Below are 17,299 nucleotides of genomic sequence, written 5' to 3' on the forward strand. Positions count from 1 at the left end.
ATGAATCTATCAATAGTAATTCCTCTGCTAAACGAAGCAGAGTCTCTGCCAGAACTACATACGTGGATAACTAAAGTTATGCAGGAGAACGGCTTTACCTATGAGATTCTCTTTATCGATGATGGTAGTAAAGACAAATCGTGGAATATAATCACTGCACTAGCTGCTAGAGATACTCAGGTTAAAGGAATACGCTTCCAACGCAACTTTGGTAAATCACAGGCTTTACATGCTGGATTTGCACAGGCACTAGGAGATGTAGTAATCACTATGGATGCTGATCTTCAAGATAGTCCTGATGAGATACCGGTACTATATGATATGATCACTAAAGAGGGGTATGATATGGTATCTGGTTGGAAAAAGAAACGATATGACTCTGTCGTATCCAAAAACCTTCCTTCTAAACTATTTAACTGGGCTGCGAGAAAGACTTCTGGTGTTCAGCTAAACGACTTTAACTGTGGACTGAAGGCCTATAAAAATGAGGTCATTAAAAATATAGAGGTATCTGGTGAGATGCACCGCTACATCCCTGTCCTAGCCAAAAATGAAGGCTTTGATAAAATAGGTGAAAAAGTAGTCATCCACCAAGCACGTAAATACGGTACTACCAAGTTTGGGATGAGTAGATTTATCTACGGTTTTCTAGATTTGATTACCATTTGGTTCCTCTCTAAATTTGGCAAAAGACCGATGCACTTATTCGGATCACTTGGGGTTATCACCTTTGGGATTGGGTTCTGTGCTGCCTTCTTTATTGGAGCGAATAAGCTGTATAAGCTTTATTATGGATTACCTGCTATCCGAGTGACTCAAGATCCGTGGTTCTATATATCACTGACAACGATGATCATCGGAACACAGTTATTCTTAGCGGGATTCTTAGGAGAACTTATACTTAAAACAAAGACAAACATTAGTAGATATAAAATCGCTGAACAAAGCGGTTTTTAATCCACACTAAATATCAATATTATGCAAATAGAAAAAGAAATCTTAGCAAAAGCTGAATTATGGTTAAAAGAACCTTTTGATGCTGAAACACAGGCTTCTGTTCAAAAAATGATGGATACTGATCCTGCAACTCTTAAAGACAGTTTTTATAAAAACTTAGAGTTCGGTACAGGAGGTATGCGCGGTATAATGGGAATTGGTACAAATCGTATCAACAAATATACACTAGGTAAAAATACACAAGGATTATCAAACTATATCAAACAATCATTCCCTAACCAAGAATGGAAAGTAGCTATCAACTTTGACTGTCGTCACAACAGTCAAGAGTTAGCGAAAGTAGTAGCAGATGTATTCACTGCTAACGGTATTAAAGTATACTTATTCGCAGAGATGCGCCCTACTCCTGAGTTATCTTTCGCGGTAAGACACTACGGATGTAATGCAGGTATCGTATTAACAGCTTCTCACAACCCACCAGAATACAATGGATATAAAGTGTACTGGCAAGATGGTGGACAAATCGTTCCTCCTAATGATGCTGCTGTTATAGACGAAATCAACAGGTTAACCTATAACGAAGTAAACTTCAAAGGAGATGATAACCTGATTACTTATGTAGGAGAAGAACTAGATGCTGCGTTTATCCAATCAACTGTAGAGAATGCAAGCTTTGATACTCCACAGTCTGTAAAAGATCAGTTAAAAATAGCGTATACTTCTCTACACGGTACTTCTATCAAACTTATCCCTAGAGCATTCGAAGCTGCTGGATATAAGAATGTATTCATCGTAAAAGAACAAGCAGAACCAGATGGGGACTTCCCTACTGTAAAATCTCCTAATCCTGAAGAACCAGAAGCATTGACTATGGCACTTCAGTTAGCAGATGAGACAGGTGCAGATATCGTGATCGGTACTGACCCTGATTCTGACCGTATCGGTATAGGTGTACGTGACTTAGATGGTAATATGATTCTGTTAAATGGTAACCAAACGATGGTGATGATGACAGGTTTCTTACTAGAACAGTACAAACGCAATATCGGTTTTAAAGGAAATGAATTTATTGGTTCTACTATCGTTTCTACTCCTATGATGCTAGACTTAGCAGAAAGCTATGGTGTAGAGTGTAAAGTAGGATTAACAGGATTTAAATGGATAGCTAAGTTTATCAATGAATGTCCTACTCAGAAATTTATCGGTGGTGGTGAAGAGAGTTTTGGATATATGGTAGGTGATGCTGTACGTGATAAAGACGCTGTAGCTTCTGCTCTATTAGTATGTGAGATTGCAGCTGTAGCTAAAGCTGCAGGTAGTTCTTTCTATAGAGAGTTAATGAATCTATATATCGACAATAAGTTCTATAAAGAATACCTTATTTCTCTAGTGAAAAAAGGAATTTCTGGAGCTGAAGAGATTAAACAAATGATGATCGAATTAAGAGAAAATCCACTTACTGAAATCATCGGACAGAGAGTAGTATGTGTAGAAGACTATCAGTCTAGTGAAGCGAAAAACTTATTCACTAATGAAATAGAACCTATCCATGTGCCTAAATCTAATGTACTAATCTATTATCTAGAAGATGGTACGAAGATAGCTGCTCGTCCTAGTGGTACTGAACCGAAGATTAAATTCTACTTTAGTGTAAACGAACCATTACACGATATCGCTGAAGTGAAGGCAACGGAGAAAGTATTAGACCAAAAAATTCAAGATATCATCAACGAAATGAAGTTGAATTAGAACATATAAGAAAGACTGGTAGTACTACCAGTCTTTTTTTCTTTATTTTTGCTTTTTACATTATAACAAATATGAACGAATACTTTAAGAAGATACTTCACTTTGGTAAGCCATATAAGACCTATGCTTACTTAAACGTTTTTTTTAATATACTATACGCTTTATTCAGTGCGCTATCTTTTGTGGCATTGATCCCGATGTTGACAGTGCTTTTTGGTGATGCCAAAAAAGTTACAGAGAAACCTATCTATACAGGTATAGGACATATCAAGAATTACTTAGAAGACTATATGTCTTACTTCATCACACAGTATACTGCAGAGCATGGAGCTCAAGATACCTTGATGGTAATGGCTGCTGTAATTATCTCGTTGTTTTTATTAAAAAACTTATTCAACTATTGGGCGATGTACTTTATTACCTTCCTGAGAAATGGGGTATTAAAAGATATTCGTAATGCGATGTATAAAAAGTCATTAGAATTACCACTATCGTTCTTCTCTGAAAAAAGAAAAGGGGATGTGATCTCTCGAATCACTTCTGATGTGCTAGAGATACAACACTCTTTCTTATCTATCTTAGAAGTAGTGGTAAGAGAGCCTCTAACCATCGTATTTACTATTGTAGCTATGTTTGCAATCAGTACTGAACTAACTTTATTCGTATTTATATTTGTTCCTATCTCAGGTGTGATCATTTCTAAAGTAGGGAAGACCTTAAAGAAAAGTTCACAAAAGGCTTCTGAAGAACAAGGGTACTTCTTATCTATTATAGAAGAATCTCTATCTGGGCTAAAAGTGATCAAAAGCTTTAACTCAGAAAAAAACTTCAATAAAAAGTTTCAAGACTCTACACATAGTTTCTATGAACTAAACAATACTATCCTTAATCGTCAGAACTTATCTTCTCCACTTAGTGAATTCTTAGGTATCGTGACTATCGCTGTATTATTAGTATACGGTGGTCACTTAGTACTAGGTGAAGGTACACTGACAGGGGCTGCATTTATTGCTTATATCGGTATGGCTTATAATATCCTTACACCTGCTAAGGCTATGTCTAAGGCCTCATACTCATTAAAACGTGGTAATGCTGCTGCAGAGCGTGTGTTACAAATATTAGAAGAAAATAATCCTATCGAAAGCAAAGAAAATGCAATAGCGAAGTCTAGCTTCGAGGATAAAATAGAGGTAGATAATATCTCGTTTAAATACGAAGAAGAGTACGTATTAAAAGACTTTACCCTTACAGTACCAAAAGGAAAATCAGTAGCACTAGTAGGTCAGTCTGGTAGTGGTAAGAGTACGATAGCAAACTTATTGACTCGATTCTGGGATATCAATGAAGGAGCAATTAAAATAGATAACGAAGATATTCGTAACTTAGAACTGAGCGATCTACGTGATCTTATCGGACTAGTAACTCAAGATAGTATCTTATTCAATGATACGATCAAGAACAACCTTAAGCTAGGTAAAGAAGATGCTACGGATGAAGAAATCATGCAAGCACTTAAAATAGCTAATGCGTATGAGTTCGTCAAAGATCTACCTCATGGTATAGATACCAATATCGGTGATGCTGGAAACAAATTATCTGGAGGACAGAAACAACGTCTGTCTATCGCAAGAGCAGTGCTTAAGAATCCTCCGATCATGATATTAGACGAAGCGACGTCTGCATTAGATACAGAAAGCGAAAAACTAGTACAGGTAGCACTAGATAATATGATGCAAAACAGAACGTCTATTATCATAGCTCACCGCCTATCTACGATCCAAAAGGCAGACTTAATCGTAGTCATGCAAAAAGGTAAAATAGTAGAACAAGGTACTCATGAAGAGCTAATCCAGTTAAATGGTACTTACTCTAAATTAGTTTCACTACAATCATTAGAATAAATGTATAAAGACGGTAAAAATATAACACTCCCTAGCGATCCGAATACTGTTGTATGGAAGTACTTAGACTTATCTAAGTTTTTAGATTTATTACTGTCTAATAAACTATTCATGTCTAGATCTGACAAATTTGAAGATCAGTATGAAGGGACATTTAGCGAGCCTACTTTTGAAGAGATAAAAAGAATCAGCCAAGACAATCCTGATTTCTTACATCACTATAAACAGAAAAGAAAGAATATAGTTATCAGTAGTTGGCACCTTAATGAATGTGAGTCTTTCGCGATGTGGCAGATATTCACAAAAAACAAAGAAGGTATCGCTATTCAATCTACGCTAGAACGACTGCAAAAAGCGGTCTCTGTAGAAAACCGAATAGATCAGTACATTGGAGAAGTAAACTATATCGATTACAAAAGAGAGTTTATTCCTTTTGACGATGAGTTCTTCCCTTTCTTGTTCAAAAGACAAAGTTTTCAATACGAAAAAGAGGTTCGTATTATCTCAGATGTTAGCCCTCTGGGTATAGAAGTCAATGAGGGTATTAAAATACACGTGGATATCGAACAATTAATAGAAAAAATTTATATTCATCCTAAGTCAGAGAATTGGTATAAAAACTTAGTATTAGAGCTAATGCATAAGTTAAACTTCAAATTTCATGTGGAGAAATCTGACTTAGAAAGTGATATATTAATCTAAAAAACTATGGAAGCAATGAACACTAACCAAGTTATCGTATCTATATTAGATAACGATTTCTATAAGTTTACGATGCAGTACGCTGCTATTAAACAATTCCCTTATGCTAAAGCGTCCTATATCTTCATCAATAGAGGACAACATAAATACCCCCCAGGTTTTGCTGAAGCACTGCGCTCTGCCGTAGATGAAATGGCTAAACTAAAACTAACAAAAGCAGAGAAGATATTCTTAGAAAAGACTTGTCCTTACTTAGACCCTACTTATCTAGACTTCTTACAAGGGTATCACTATGATCCATCAGAAATAGAAATATCACAAGATGGACCAGACCTAGAAGTACATATTAAAGGATATTGGTATAGAACTATCTTATGGGAGGTACCTCTAATGTCTATTATCTGTGAGCTATATTATAAAATGACTAATTCTGAAAGAGACTCTTCAGAAAAGGTGATTGCGAATACGCGTAACAAAATAGAGAAATACAAAGAATTAGGGATTACTATTGCTGAATTTGGTACAAGAAGAAGACACTCTTATGCAGTACACCAATTAGTGGTAGATACCTTAAAACAATATGGTGATGGCAGTTTCATCGGAACGAGTAATGTGCACTTAGCGATGAAGTATAACACTAAACCTATTGGAACACATGCTCATGAATGGTTTATGTTCCACGCAGCTAAGTATGGTTTCAAAATGGCAAACTCAATGGGATTAGAACATTGGGTAGATACTTATAGAGGAGATCTAGGAATCGCGCTAACGGATACGTATACAAGTAAAGTTTTCTTTGAACAGTTTGATAAGAAATTTGCTAAGTTATTTGACGGAGTTAGACATGACAGTGGAGATCCACTAGACTTCGCTGATCAAGTCATCGCACATTACAAATCATTAAATATCGATCCTACTCAGAAGACTATTATCTTCTCTGATGGATTGAACCCTGAAAAAGTAGAGCGCATCGCTAATCACTGTAAAGGAAGAATAGGAATGTCATTTGGTATCGGTACAGACTTTACTAATGATGTGGGGCTAGACGCTATGAATATCGTAATCAAGATGTCTCAAGCTCTTCCAGAGGGAGGATATTGGACTGATGTAGTGAAATTATCAGATGAGCCTAAAAAGCACACAGGAACTCCTGAGATGATAGAATTAGCACAGAGATTATTAGAGATTCCTGTTTCTAAATAAAAGTGATTTAAACCACACTTTTTTATAAATATTATCACTTTTGTAATATTTAAAAGACTATTTTTGCAATAAATTAAATTTAAGAATAATGGCAACGAACAGAACTTTTACAATGATTAAACCTGATGCTGTAGAAGCAGGTAACATCGGTGGAATCATCAACATGATTACTGAAGGAGGATTTAAAATCGTTTCAATGAAGTTAACTCAATTAACTGTAAGAGACGCTCAAAAATTCTATGAAGTACACAGTGAAAGACCTTTCTACGGAGAATTAGTTGAATTCATGTCTAGAGGTCCAATCGTAGCAGCTATCTTAGAAAAAGAGAACGCTGTAGAAGATTTCAGAAAATTAATCGGTGCTACTAACCCAGCTGAAGCTGCTGAAGGTACTATCCGTAAAAAATATGCAAAATCAATCGGTGAAAACGCAGTACATGGATCTGATAGCGACGAGAACGCTGCTATCGAGTCTGCTTTCCACTTCTCAGGAAGAGAGCAATTCTAAGAATTTGCAATAGATTATTTGCACCCAAAAAGAAAGCCAACTGATAACAGTTGGCTTTTTCTATTTACAAGTACTTATTCTTATCTATTAAAAGATACTAAGGTTTAATTCATTTACTAGATCTAAGATCATGTGATACCCTACTACAGAGTTACCCTGTGTATCTAATCCTGGGCTGAAAGTCCCTATTCCGATTCTATTCGGCACAGAAACAACAATACCTCCTCCTACTCCAGACTTACTAGGCAAACCTACTGTACGAGCATACTCTCCACTAAACTCATACATCCCCGCGATTAACATCTGTGACTGTACTAACTTAGACATCTCTGAGTTTTTATACTTCGTATCTCCATCAAAACGAGTACACTGATTAGCAAAGAAATAACCAATCTTAGCTAAATCTTCTGCTGTAACTTCTATAGAACATTGTTTAAAATAATTATCTAATCTATTCTCTTCTCCTTCGATCAGACCATTATTCTTTAATAAATGGAATATACCTCTGTTTCTATGTCCTGTTTCTCTCTCAGACATATATACAGAGTGGCTATAACCTATCGCTTCGTTCTTCGTGATATAACGAACCATGTCTAAAATCTTCTGAAATGCTTCATCATTATCCCCACCTAACAAGGCAGTAGTAAGTATAGCACCAGCATTCATTAAAGGATTTAAGGGCTTTCCTTTAGTCTCTAAATTAGCGTAATGATTAAAAGGCTTGTCAGTTCCATAATACCCTGCTTTAGAAAACACTTCTTTCTCTCCTAACTCCTCTACAGCTACCATCAGAGCTATTACTTTAGAAATACTCTGAATCGTAAACTTCTGTGATACATCCCCTACATTAACAACTTCTCCATTCTGCTTCACTACAGAAAATGCGATAGCGCTGGCATTAACCTTGCTCAGTTCGGGGATATAGTCTGCGACTTTTCCTTCTCCTACATGTATTCTATTTTTCTCTAAAATACGTTCTAACATCTCATTGGTAATTAGATTGGTATTATCACCATTTCTAATTATCTTCTTAGCATAAGCAGTTCCTCCAAAAGAAACTAAACATGCTACAACCCAGCTTAGGATAATGTTACTTACACTATTCTTCTTCATGTTATTAATCTAGTTTATTGAATATTCTTCTTTCTTATTATTTTGCCTGTTTCTGTCTCTTCGAACTTAGAAACAAACTGTACTTCACGAGGTTTCTCATATTTACCAAGCTCCACGTATATATCATCAGGTAAAGTATACTGCTCACTTTCAATAACTAACACTAGTTTATTACCTAAGTAAGTATCTTCTTTACTCGCCACAAAGAAACGATAAGGAATCCTCTTTGACAACTTTTCTTCTATTTGCTCAGGAAAAAGTTTTACTCCACCACTATTAATGACATTATCTACCCTTCCAAGCCATTTAAACTCCTTATTATTAATAATTTCTACTAAATCATTAGTAATAACTAATTCTGGATTAACAGTCGGGGCAGAGATTACTAAACACCCTCTATCATCTTGACTAACTGTCGCATGAGAAAGCACTGAGAAAGATGCTACACCTACTCGTTTAGCAGCTATATGAGTGATTGTTTCAGTCATCCCATAAGTCTCATATACCTTAGTAGTAACTTGTTTTAACTTATCTGCTAAACCTTGATTCACTTTAGCACCTCCAATAATAAGAGTCTTTACTTTATTTAACTCCTCTATCGAGTTCTCTACTTGCATAGGTACCATCGCTACAAAGTCATATAACTTTGTATTTTGCTCCAAAGGTCTTGCTGTAGGTTCTTTAACATCTAAAGACCATCCAACAATTAAAGATCTAATAAACATCAACTTACCACCTACAAACTTCGTAGACATACATAAAAGAGCAGTACTACCAGTAGTTATTTCAAAAAAAGAAGCAGTAGCCTTTGCTGAACAGATCATAGCTTCTTTCTTTAAATGTATAATCTTAGGAGGTCCAGTAGTACCTGATGTAGTCAAACTTACATAATCATTCGTATCAAACCATTCTATAATAAGCCTTCCTAAATCGACCAAATATTCTTGAGTTCCTAGTTCCCATTCTTTAGCCAATGTAATCAACTCCTCTATCGTATAAGAGTTACCATTCAATCTAAAGTTAGGATGTATATAATTTAATTCCATAATTTGTTCTTTTATCTTACTCTTCCTAATAACTGGTGTTTCCAATTCTTCCATTTATACTTTCTAGCGAAAACAAAAACCACTAGAGGTAATACAACGCCGACTTGGATAATATATTCCCAAGGTGAAATAACACTTTCCGAATTAACATTGGTAAAAATAGAGTTTGTCTGAAAGGCAGTCCAATCAGAAGTGACTAATAGCACTCCTATTAAGTTATTCGCAGCATGGAAACCTAAAGCTAACTCTACACCATCATCCATTAAAGTAATAATCCCTAGAAAGAGTCCTGTTCCGATATAATAAATCATAATAGAGAATCCTATCTTCTCTACTTCAGGATTTGCTAGGTGCATTAAGCCAAATAAAATAGACGTTGTAAACAAAGCTACTGCTCTACTGCGCGTAGCTAGACCTATTCCTTGCATTAAATAAGAGCGCATAAAGTATTCTTCAAAACTAGTCTGTAAAGGGATTAAAACAATCGCAAATAGAAAGAATACTAAAAAAGGCCACAGTTTAAACGAAAACACATAATCTTCTGGAGAAGTTATATATCCATAGATAAAGAACGCTATAATCACAGAACTCCATAGAGAAAAAGCAAATAATACTCTCTTCCAATCTACCTTAACCCTAGAGGTAGTAAGGCTTAGCAGACTCTGCTTATGAACTACTAATACCCAAGCTATTAGAAACACAAACATGAATACTAATGGCCCTATAGTTATCAAAAAATTGATATTTTTACCAAATTTATCAATATTCATTTTTATGATTTCATTAGTAGATAGGGCTGAATATCTTAAAGAAATCCAATTCAGGAACATAATCCCTAAAAAAAATAACGAAAAAGGTAAATAATGCCAAAGTTTCTGACTTTTGTTTATTCTCAATAGCTGTTCAATAATTCCCATATCTCAAAAAATGTACTATATTTGGTATAAAATTCCTTATTTATGATCACAATTTATCACAATCCGCGTTGTAGCAAATCACGCGAAAGTATTGCTTTCATGGAAGAGCAAGGTGTAGCATACAAAATTATAAAATATTTGGATGCAGACCTTACTGAAAATGATGTAAAGACAATACTAACAAAACTCAATTACAATCCAATCGATTTAGTTCGTACAAAAGATGCATTTTGGAAAGATACTTTTGGAAGTAATACATTGAGCGATGACGAGATAATCGAAGCTATGGTTTTAAACCCAAAGCTGATTGAAAGACCTATTGTTGTTAATGGCCCTAAAGCTGTTATTGCAAGACCTACAGAAAAGATTCATGAAATCCTGTAAGACTAATTAACAATTTATTAACCATTTTGTTTTTAAACCTTCACCGCAAATTATAGTCTAATAGATATAAAACTAACGACTATAATGAAAAGATTAAAAACTACAAAAGTTCTTCTAATGCTGTTAACTCTAATGTTCGGGGTAACAGCATTAGCACAGAACTCTAAAAAAAGTACTGTAACAGGTACTGTAGTAGAAGCTGCTACAAATCTTCCCTTAGAATATGCGAGTGTATTCGCACAAAATGAGAACAATGCTAATATTGTCTCAGGAGGTATGACCGACTCAAAAGGACAATACTCTTTTGAAGTACCTGACGGGTCATACTTAATTCGTATAGAATACTTAGGTTTTAAAACTATTGAACTACGCAAAGTAGCTGTCAATGGAAATACTAATATAGGTATTAAGAAAGTCACAGATGACGCTCAAATGCTAGACGAAGTACTAGTCATTGCAGAAAAATCTACTGTAGATATTAAGCTTGACAAAAAAGTTTACAATGTAGGTGAAGATATGATTGTAAAAGGAGGTACTGCAGGAGATGTATTAGACAACGTTCCTTCAGTAACTGTAGATAGTGAAGGTGCTGTTAGTTTACGTGGTAACGAGAATGTAAAAGTACTTATCGATGGTAAACCTACTGGTCTTGCTAATAATATCCAAGAAGCAATGCGTATTCTATCTGCTGAATCAATCGAAAAAGTAGAAGTAATCACTAATCCATCAGCTAGATATGAAGCTGAAGGAGGTGCTGGTATTATTAATATCGTCCTTAAGAAAGGTAAAGCACAAGGTATTAATGGAAATATCACGGGTACAATAGGAGATCCTCGCAACTATGAATTAAATGGTAATGTAAATATTCGTGGAGAGAAATATAACTTCTATACGACCTTATCTTATAGAGATACTAAAACAAAAGGATATAACGTTAACAACAACCAATATCTAGATCACGATGGTAATCCTATACAGTACATCGATGAATATAAAGACAACAATAGAGAAAGACAAGGCTACAACGGTATGTTCGGTCTAGACTACTATATTACTCCTTCTCTAACTTGGTCTAATAGTGTGAATGTACGTAGAAGTAATGGTACCTCTCCTAACTCTGTTGATTACCAATATTACGATGGTAACCACAACTTAGACTATAATAGATATAGAGAAGAAAGACGTAAGTCAAACTATAACAGTGTAGAATATACAACATCATTTGAAAAGAAATTCGCTAAAGAAGATCACAAGTTAACAGTAGAGGCTAGTATCTCTAAAGACACTAGTGATGACGATGCTAATATCTCTGACATTAATGATAAGCATAACCTAATGACTTACGAAAGAACTCTTAGTGATGACAAATATAAGTCAGGTCTAGTAAAAGTAGATTACACATTACCTTTAGGAGAGAGTGGAAACTTTGAAGCAGGTTACTTAGGTACATTTAAATCGACAACTAATAACTTTGGATTATATAATCTAACTAATAATGAATGGATTAACAACACTAGAGTTTCTAACGTACTAGAATACAAAGAACAAGTTAATGCATTCTATGCTCAATATGGAGATAAAATAACTGACAAACTTAACTATATGGTTGGGTTCCGTTGGGAAAAAAGTAATATTGACGTAAATCAATTAACTAGCAACGATTACAACAACAAGAAATATGATGACTTCTTCCCTAGTTTATTTTTAAACTATGAATTGGATGAATCTAGTAATGTGAGTATTAGTTATAGTAAACGTATTATGCGTCCTAGAGGGCGTTTCTTAAACCCTTTCTCTAATTATACGAGTGACATCAACTTCTTTCAAGGAAACCCTGATTTAAACCCTGCTAAAACAAATGCATTTGATTTAGGGTATTTGAAGAGATGGAGTGGATTCACTCTTAGTGCATCTGCTTACTTAAATAAAACGGATGACACATTCCAATTCGTAAGAAGAGAAGCGGGTACAAATGCAAGTGGTACAACTATTATTGTTAGTTCACCAATTAACTTAGCTACAGAATACAGATATGGATTTGATTTCACCTTAAACTATACTCCATTTAAATGGTGGAAATTAAATGGTAACTTCAACTTCTTTAGAACAGAAACAAAAGGAGACTATACTTTCACTAAACTAGATGGAACAGTAGAAACGCAAAACTTTGACCAAAACTCTTATGCTTGGTTTACTAGATTATCATCTAAGATATCATTGCCTTATAAAATAGATTGGCAAGTAAACGGAATGTATAGAGCACCTTATGATACGTCACAAGGAAAAGCATTAGGAAACTTATCAGCTAATACCTCTATAAGTAAAGATATCTTAAAAGACAAAGCTACCATTACATTAAATGTTAGTGATATCTTCGACTCTAGAAAAAGAGAAACAGACACTTATTTACCAACATCTATTTCACATAGTGAAATGCAGTGGAGAGGAAGACAAGTAAACTTATCATTTACTTATCGTTTTAACCAAACTAAAATGGACAGACAGAAACAACAAAGAAATGCTGGTGGTGGCGAAGAACAAGGAGAAGGAGAAATGATGTAATCAAACAAAGAAACCTTTACTAAACTATTATAAATTTATTATTTGTTAGGGGACTACCATTGGGTAGTCCCTTTTTTTATCTCCATATTTTTCGAATCTATCAACCCTCATAAATAGGCATAAAAAAAGAGCCATAATACATATTATGACTCTTTATTTCTTAAACCAAATACTAGATCTGATTGTCTTCTAATTGCTGTCTTTTAGCTTTCTTCTCTTTGATTAGTTCTCTAGCTCCACCTACTGCCCAGTAAGATACGAAACCAACTAAGAACATCATAAGCCAAAATGCCATAGTAACTACAGTCATGGCAACGATGAAACCTAAATACTGTTGAAATTCAAACATGTTTTCTCCGGATTAATTTTTGTATATACGCCGTAAATATACTCACTTTTATTTTTTCTACCTAGTCTACCTTAACTTTTAATCTTTCTTTAGAATGAAACTAAATAATTCTCCTTATCTTTAGGGTACAATCATTCTAAATAAATTAATAATGGAATACAGAATAGAAAAAGACACTATAGGAGAAATAAAAGTTGCTAAAGACAAATATTGGGGAGCACAAACGGAACGCTCTAAAAACAACTTTAAAATAGGTCCTGAGGCATCTATGCCACACGAAATCATAGAAGCTTTTGCTTATCTTAAAAAAGCAGCAGCTTTTACGAATGCTGATTTAAATGTTTTACCTTCAGAAAAAAGAGATCACATCGCTAAAGTATGTGACGAAATACTAGAAGGCAAACTAGATGATCATTTTCCCTTAGTTATTTGGCAAACAGGTTCTGGTACACAGTCTAATATGAATGTGAATGAAGTAATTGCTAATAGAGCTCAAGTATTAGCTGGTCTTCAAATAGGTGAAGGCGAACCAGTACTTAAAGCAAATGATGATGTAAACAAATCTCAATCCTCTAATGATACCTACCCTACTGCAATGCACATTGCTGCTTATAAAGCTGTCGTAGAATATACTATCCCAGGTGTGACTGCATTGAGAAACACATTAGACAAAAAAGCTAAAGAACTAAAAGATGTAGTAAAGATAGGCCGTACACACCTTATGGATGCTACCCCTCTTACACTAGGTCAAGAAATATCAGGTTACGTCGCACAATTAGATTATGGACTAAAAGCATTAAATCACACTTTACCTCATCTTGCTGAATTAGCTCTAGGAGGTACTGCTGTAGGTACAGGCTTAAATACTCCTAAAGGATATGATGTAAAAGTAGCAGAGTATATTGCTAAATTCACGAAACTACCTTTTGTAACGGCTCCAAACAAATTTGAAGCTCTAGCCGCTCATGATGCAATTGTAGAAACACATGGAGCATTAAAACAACTTGCTGTTTCTCTTTATAAAATAGCTAATGATATCAGACTACTAGCTTCTGGACCACGCTCTGGAATTGGCGAAATCATTATTCCTGCAAATGAACCAGGGTCTTCTATTATGCCTGGTAAAGTAAACCCTACACAATGTGAAGCACTTACTATGGTAGCTGCACAAGTGATAGGTAATGATACTACAATATCTTTTGCTGGTACTCAGGGTCATTTCGAACTAAACGTATTCAAACCTGTTATGGCAGCCAACTTCTTACAATCTGCTAGACTGATAGGAGAAGCTTGTATTTCTTTTGATGAGCATTGTGCACAAGGAATTGAAGCAAACGACAAACGTATTAAAGAATTACTAGATAGTTCATTAATGCTAGTAACTGCTTTAAATACCAAAATTGGTTATTACAAAGCAGCCGAAATAGCGCAAACTGCTCATGCTAATGGCACAACGCTAAAAGAAGAAGCTGTTCGCTTAGGATATGTTACACCTGAAGATTTTGACAAGTGGGTTGATCCTAAGTTAATGATTGGAAATATCGAAGATTAAAACATACTGAACCTTAAATAGAAAAGCCAATAGCATATAATATGTTATTGGCTTTTTACCTTTTAAACAGTTCTCTTCAGATAACAATTCTTAAATACATACCTTATCTATTTTAGAAGTTAAAATAACTGCGATAATTATCTAAATCTTTATCTCCTCTTCCTGATAAATTGATCACAACAATATCCTCTGGTTTAAATTTACGTTGTTCTAATACTGCTAAAGCATGAGAACTTTCTATCGCAGGGATAATTCCTTCTACTTTACACAAGGCTAATCCAGCTGTCATTGCCTCATCATCTTTAATAGCATAAAACTCTGCTCTTCCCAATTCTTTCATATGTGCATACAAAGGACCGAAACCAGGGTAATCTAATCCTGCTGATACTGAATATGCTTCTAGAGGTTCTCCATTTTCATCTTGCATAAACAAAGTCTTACTTCCATGTAGCACTCCTTCTTTTCCTACAAAAGAAGTAGCCGCTGTTTTTGGACTATCAGCTCCTTCTCCTCCACCTTCTGCTACAATTAACTTCACTTGTTCATCTTCTAAGAAATGGTAAAAAGCTCCTACTGCATTACTACCTCCACCAACACAAGCTACTATATAATCAGGTTCTTCTCTTCCTTCTTTTGCTAATAATTGCTTTCTAATTTCTTTAGATATAATAGATTGGAATCTACTCACCATATCAGGATAAGGGTGTGGGCCTACTGCTGATCCTATCAAATAGAATGTATCATCAGGGTTCTCTATCCAGTATAATAAAGCCTCATCTACAGCCTCTTTTAATGTCTTTGCACCAGACTCCGCTGCTCTCACCTCAGCACCTAGCATTTTCATACGTGCCACGTTAGGCGCTTGTCTTTCTATATCTAAAGCTCCCATATATACGATACACTCCATGCCCATAAGAGCACATACTGTAGCGGTAGCTACTCCATGTTGTCCTGCGCCTGTCTCTGCTACTATTTTATTCTTTCCTAAGCGTTTTGCTAATAATATCTGACCGATAGTGTTATTAATCTTATGAGCTCCTGTATGACATAGATCTTCTCTCTTTAAATACACTTTAGCATTATACTTCTCTGATAACCCCTTTGCAAAATATAACGGAGTAGGACGGCCTACATAATCTTCTAATAACTGATTCATTTCTTGTTGAAAATCCTCTTGTTCAATAATGGTGATATACTCGCTCTGTAATTGGCCAATAATTGGAGCTAATGCTTCAGGAATAAATGCTCCTCCATAATTCCCATAATAACCGTCTTGATTAACTTGATATTTCATTTTATATATTGTTTTAAATTTTACTTTCGATAAGGCACAAAAAAAAGAGGCTTGTCGTTTGACAAGCCTCTTCTAGGTATTATATATTATTTCTCTTAATTCATATATACATAGCAAGGACTGCTCACGACATTCGACGTAAGTTTAGTCCACCACCAAGTATTTGTTAGAATTAAATTCATTTCGTTTTTCTACTTATTGAATTGCAAATGTAAAAACTTATTTTCAATAAACAATAAAAAAAGGATACCATTTTTTAAATGATATCCTTTAAGTTTTTCTTTTCTAAAGAGTTATAGCATCACTACAGCATCTTTTTCTGCTGTAATATCAGATACATCGTATCCACTAAAACTTTTTAGATATGTACGTATCGAAGTACCGTATCCATCTTGGAAACCGTTTGCTCCATTACTGTTCAAGAATTTCTTTACAGAACCTGCTCCACCTAAGTGAGCTGCTGCTAAGATTCCTGACTCTGTAATTGCAATTCCTCCGATGCGTTTACCATCAAATTTTTCAATCTCTTTTCTCAAGATCCATTTGTTTTTTGCAACCAAAGCATCAAAAGCTTTCTCTTGCATTAGTGGATCATGTAAAAAATTAGTCGTATCCGTTACTCCTATTGAACGTAATGCCACTTTACCAAACTGGTATTTGCCCATGTAACCATATGAATTTACTATTCTGTACAATCCATAAGATTCGCGTACTGCCAATGCCTGTTTAAAACCGACATAAGTCTTTCCGATAAATGGTATTGCTAATAACTCTCCTGACTCCTCCATAGCTAAATCGCTACTATATGGAAAATCATAAGATAGGGGGCCTTCAGGAACTATTTTATACTCCTCTAAAAGCATAGTTTCATACTGTTTAAAACCTGAAACTCCTACCCCTGTTAATAGGACAATACCAATAAAAAAAGAACATTTTTTTCTCATTAAAACTAATTTCTCAAGCCCTGTCACCACTTGAAATTTCTGTCTGCAAAGTTACTTCATTTTTCACATTCTCCTATTTTTTTAATATCACTTTTCAAATTTTAACACCAACACACAA

15 protein-coding genes are annotated in these 17,299 nt (G+C 34.9%); 9 read left to right on the top strand and 6 right to left on the bottom strand.

Features of this window, described 5'->3' with window-relative positions:
- The 6 genes from E0Z07_RS00700 to E0Z07_RS00725 all read left to right on the top strand — a co-directional run bounded on the left by E0Z07_RS00700 (window position 1) and on the right by E0Z07_RS00725 (window position 7,020).
- On the top strand, window positions 1–957 hold the full coding sequence (locus E0Z07_RS00700; RefSeq protein ID WP_006261824.1) for a glycosyltransferase family 2 protein: 957 nt from the start codon (window positions 1–3) through the stop codon (window positions 955–957).
- 21 nt (window positions 958–978) lie between these two features.
- Complete coding sequence (locus E0Z07_RS00705; protein ID WP_006258707.1) at window positions 979–2,706, top strand: phospho-sugar mutase; 1,728 nt, start codon at window positions 979–981, stop codon at window positions 2,704–2,706.
- Window positions 2,707–2,777: 71 nt separating this feature from the next.
- Window positions 2,778–4,607, top strand: coding sequence for an ABC transporter ATP-binding protein (locus E0Z07_RS00710; RefSeq protein WP_006258709.1), 1,830 nt, complete (start codon window positions 2,778–2,780; stop codon window positions 4,605–4,607).
- Window positions 4,608–5,309, top strand: a complete 702-nt coding sequence (locus E0Z07_RS00715; RefSeq protein ID WP_006258710.1) for a DUF2971 domain-containing protein — start codon at window positions 4,608–4,610, stop codon at window positions 5,307–5,309. It abuts the gene before it with no gap.
- Between the two features lie 15 nt (window positions 5,310–5,324).
- A complete protein-coding gene (gene pncB, locus E0Z07_RS00720; protein WP_006258711.1) occupies window positions 5,325–6,512 on the top strand; it encodes a nicotinate phosphoribosyltransferase in 1,188 nt (395 codons plus the stop codon).
- Window positions 6,513–6,600: 88 nt separating this feature from the next.
- Window positions 6,601–7,020 carry a nucleoside-diphosphate kinase gene (locus tag E0Z07_RS00725; RefSeq protein ID WP_006258715.1) on the top strand — a complete coding sequence of 140 codons (420 nt, stop codon included), beginning with the start codon at window positions 6,601–6,603 and terminating at the stop codon, window positions 7,018–7,020.
- Between the two features lie 87 nt (window positions 7,021–7,107).
- Here the strand turns inward: E0Z07_RS00725 and glsA are convergent, their stop codons facing one another.
- Genes glsA through E0Z07_RS00740 form a run of 3 tightly spaced genes read right to left on the bottom strand, consistent with a single transcriptional unit; the run spans window position 7,108 to window position 10,096 of the window.
- A complete protein-coding gene (gene glsA, locus E0Z07_RS00730; RefSeq protein WP_006258717.1) occupies window positions 7,108–8,133 on the bottom strand; it encodes a glutaminase A in 1,026 nt (341 codons plus the stop codon).
- A 14-nt stretch (window positions 8,134–8,147) separates the two neighbouring features.
- Entirely contained in the window at window positions 8,148–9,233 is a 1,086-nt protein-coding gene (locus E0Z07_RS00735) for an AMP-binding protein (RefSeq protein ID WP_006258719.1), read from the bottom strand.
- Complete coding sequence (locus tag E0Z07_RS00740) at window positions 9,191–10,096, bottom strand: CPBP family intramembrane glutamic endopeptidase (protein WP_006258720.1); 906 nt, start codon at window positions 10,094–10,096, stop codon at window positions 9,191–9,193. The genes E0Z07_RS00735 and E0Z07_RS00740 overlap by 43 nt, the downstream gene beginning before the upstream one ends.
- Before the next feature lie 42 nt (window positions 10,097–10,138).
- Here E0Z07_RS00740 and arsC point away from each other — a divergent pair, with 42 nt between their 5' ends.
- Complete coding sequence (gene arsC, locus E0Z07_RS00745; RefSeq protein WP_006258722.1) at window positions 10,139–10,480, top strand: arsenate reductase (glutaredoxin); 342 nt, start codon at window positions 10,139–10,141, stop codon at window positions 10,478–10,480.
- Between the two features lie 84 nt (window positions 10,481–10,564).
- Window positions 10,565–13,042, top strand: coding sequence for an outer membrane beta-barrel family protein (locus E0Z07_RS00750; RefSeq protein ID WP_006258724.1), 2,478 nt, complete (start codon window positions 10,565–10,567; stop codon window positions 13,040–13,042).
- A gap of 172 nt (window positions 13,043–13,214) precedes the next feature.
- On the opposite strand, the gene E0Z07_RS17970 is transcribed toward E0Z07_RS00750, so the two are convergent.
- The gene (locus E0Z07_RS17970) at window positions 13,215–13,391 is read right to left on the bottom strand and encodes a hypothetical protein (RefSeq protein ID WP_006258725.1); all 177 of its coding nucleotides are present in this window, start codon (window positions 13,389–13,391) and stop codon (window positions 13,215–13,217) included.
- A 151-nt stretch (window positions 13,392–13,542) separates the two neighbouring features.
- Between E0Z07_RS17970 and fumC the strand changes: the two genes are divergently transcribed.
- Window positions 13,543–14,943 (top strand): class II fumarate hydratase, encoded by a 1,401-nt coding sequence (gene fumC / locus E0Z07_RS00755; protein WP_006258726.1) that lies wholly within the window; start codon window positions 13,543–13,545, stop codon window positions 14,941–14,943.
- Between the two features lie 112 nt (window positions 14,944–15,055).
- Here the strand turns inward: fumC and trpB are convergent, their stop codons facing one another.
- Together trpB and E0Z07_RS00765 are read right to left on the bottom strand one after the other, a co-directional pair.
- Window positions 15,056–16,237 carry a tryptophan synthase subunit beta gene (trpB, locus tag E0Z07_RS00760; protein WP_131540147.1) on the bottom strand — a complete coding sequence of 394 codons (1,182 nt, stop codon included), beginning with the start codon at window positions 16,235–16,237 and terminating at the stop codon, window positions 15,056–15,058.
- A 293-nt stretch (window positions 16,238–16,530) separates the two neighbouring features.
- Window positions 16,531–17,181: a peptidoglycan-binding protein LysM gene (locus E0Z07_RS00765; protein ID WP_233446004.1), complete on the bottom strand. Its 651-nt coding sequence runs from the start codon at window positions 17,179–17,181 to the stop codon at window positions 16,531–16,533.
- Between the last annotated feature and the right edge of the window lie 118 nt (window positions 17,182–17,299).

The sequence above is a fragment of the Myroides odoratimimus genome, assembly GCF_004337635.1.
GTDB classification, from domain to species: Bacteria; Bacteroidota; Bacteroidia; order Flavobacteriales; family Flavobacteriaceae; genus Flavobacterium; species Flavobacterium odoratimimum.

What these genes read in the sequence shown, in the direction of transcription:
- arsC (WP_006258722.1), top strand. Translation starts at nt 10,139, where the DNA reads ATGATCACAATTTATCACAATCCGCGTTGTAGCAAATCACGCGAAAGT.
- E0Z07_RS00715 (WP_006258710.1), top strand. Translation starts at nt 4,608, where the DNA reads ATGTATAAAGACGGTAAAAATATAACACTCCCTAGCGATCCGAATACT.
- E0Z07_RS00750 (WP_006258724.1), top strand. Translation starts at nt 10,565, where the DNA reads ATGAAAAGATTAAAAACTACAAAAGTTCTTCTAATGCTGTTAACTCTA.
- E0Z07_RS17970 (WP_006258725.1), bottom strand. Translation starts at nt 13,391, where the DNA reads ATGTTTGAATTTCAACAGTATTTAGGTTTCATCGTTGCCATGACTGTA.
- fumC (WP_006258726.1), top strand. Translation starts at nt 13,543, where the DNA reads ATGGAATACAGAATAGAAAAAGACACTATAGGAGAAATAAAAGTTGCT.
- E0Z07_RS00710 (WP_006258709.1), top strand. Translation starts at nt 2,778, where the DNA reads ATGAACGAATACTTTAAGAAGATACTTCACTTTGGTAAGCCATATAAG.
- E0Z07_RS00765 (WP_233446004.1), bottom strand. Translation starts at nt 17,181, where the DNA reads ATGAGAAAAAAATGTTCTTTTTTTATTGGTATTGTCCTATTAACAGGG.
- E0Z07_RS00725 (WP_006258715.1), top strand. Translation starts at nt 6,601, where the DNA reads ATGGCAACGAACAGAACTTTTACAATGATTAAACCTGATGCTGTAGAA.
- E0Z07_RS00700 (WP_006261824.1), top strand. Translation starts at nt 1, where the DNA reads ATGAATCTATCAATAGTAATTCCTCTGCTAAACGAAGCAGAGTCTCTG.
- glsA (WP_006258717.1), bottom strand. Translation starts at nt 8,133, where the DNA reads ATGAAGAAGAATAGTGTAAGTAACATTATCCTAAGCTGGGTTGTAGCA.
- trpB (WP_131540147.1), bottom strand. Translation starts at nt 16,237, where the DNA reads ATGAAATATCAAGTTAATCAAGACGGTTATTATGGGAATTATGGAGGA.
- E0Z07_RS00740 (WP_006258720.1), bottom strand. Translation starts at nt 10,096, where the DNA reads ATGGGAATTATTGAACAGCTATTGAGAATAAACAAAAGTCAGAAACTT.
- E0Z07_RS00705 (WP_006258707.1), top strand. Translation starts at nt 979, where the DNA reads ATGCAAATAGAAAAAGAAATCTTAGCAAAAGCTGAATTATGGTTAAAA.
- E0Z07_RS00735 (WP_006258719.1), bottom strand. Translation starts at nt 9,233, where the DNA reads ATGGAAGAATTGGAAACACCAGTTATTAGGAAGAGTAAGATAAAAGAA.
- pncB (WP_006258711.1), top strand. Translation starts at nt 5,325, where the DNA reads ATGAACACTAACCAAGTTATCGTATCTATATTAGATAACGATTTCTAT.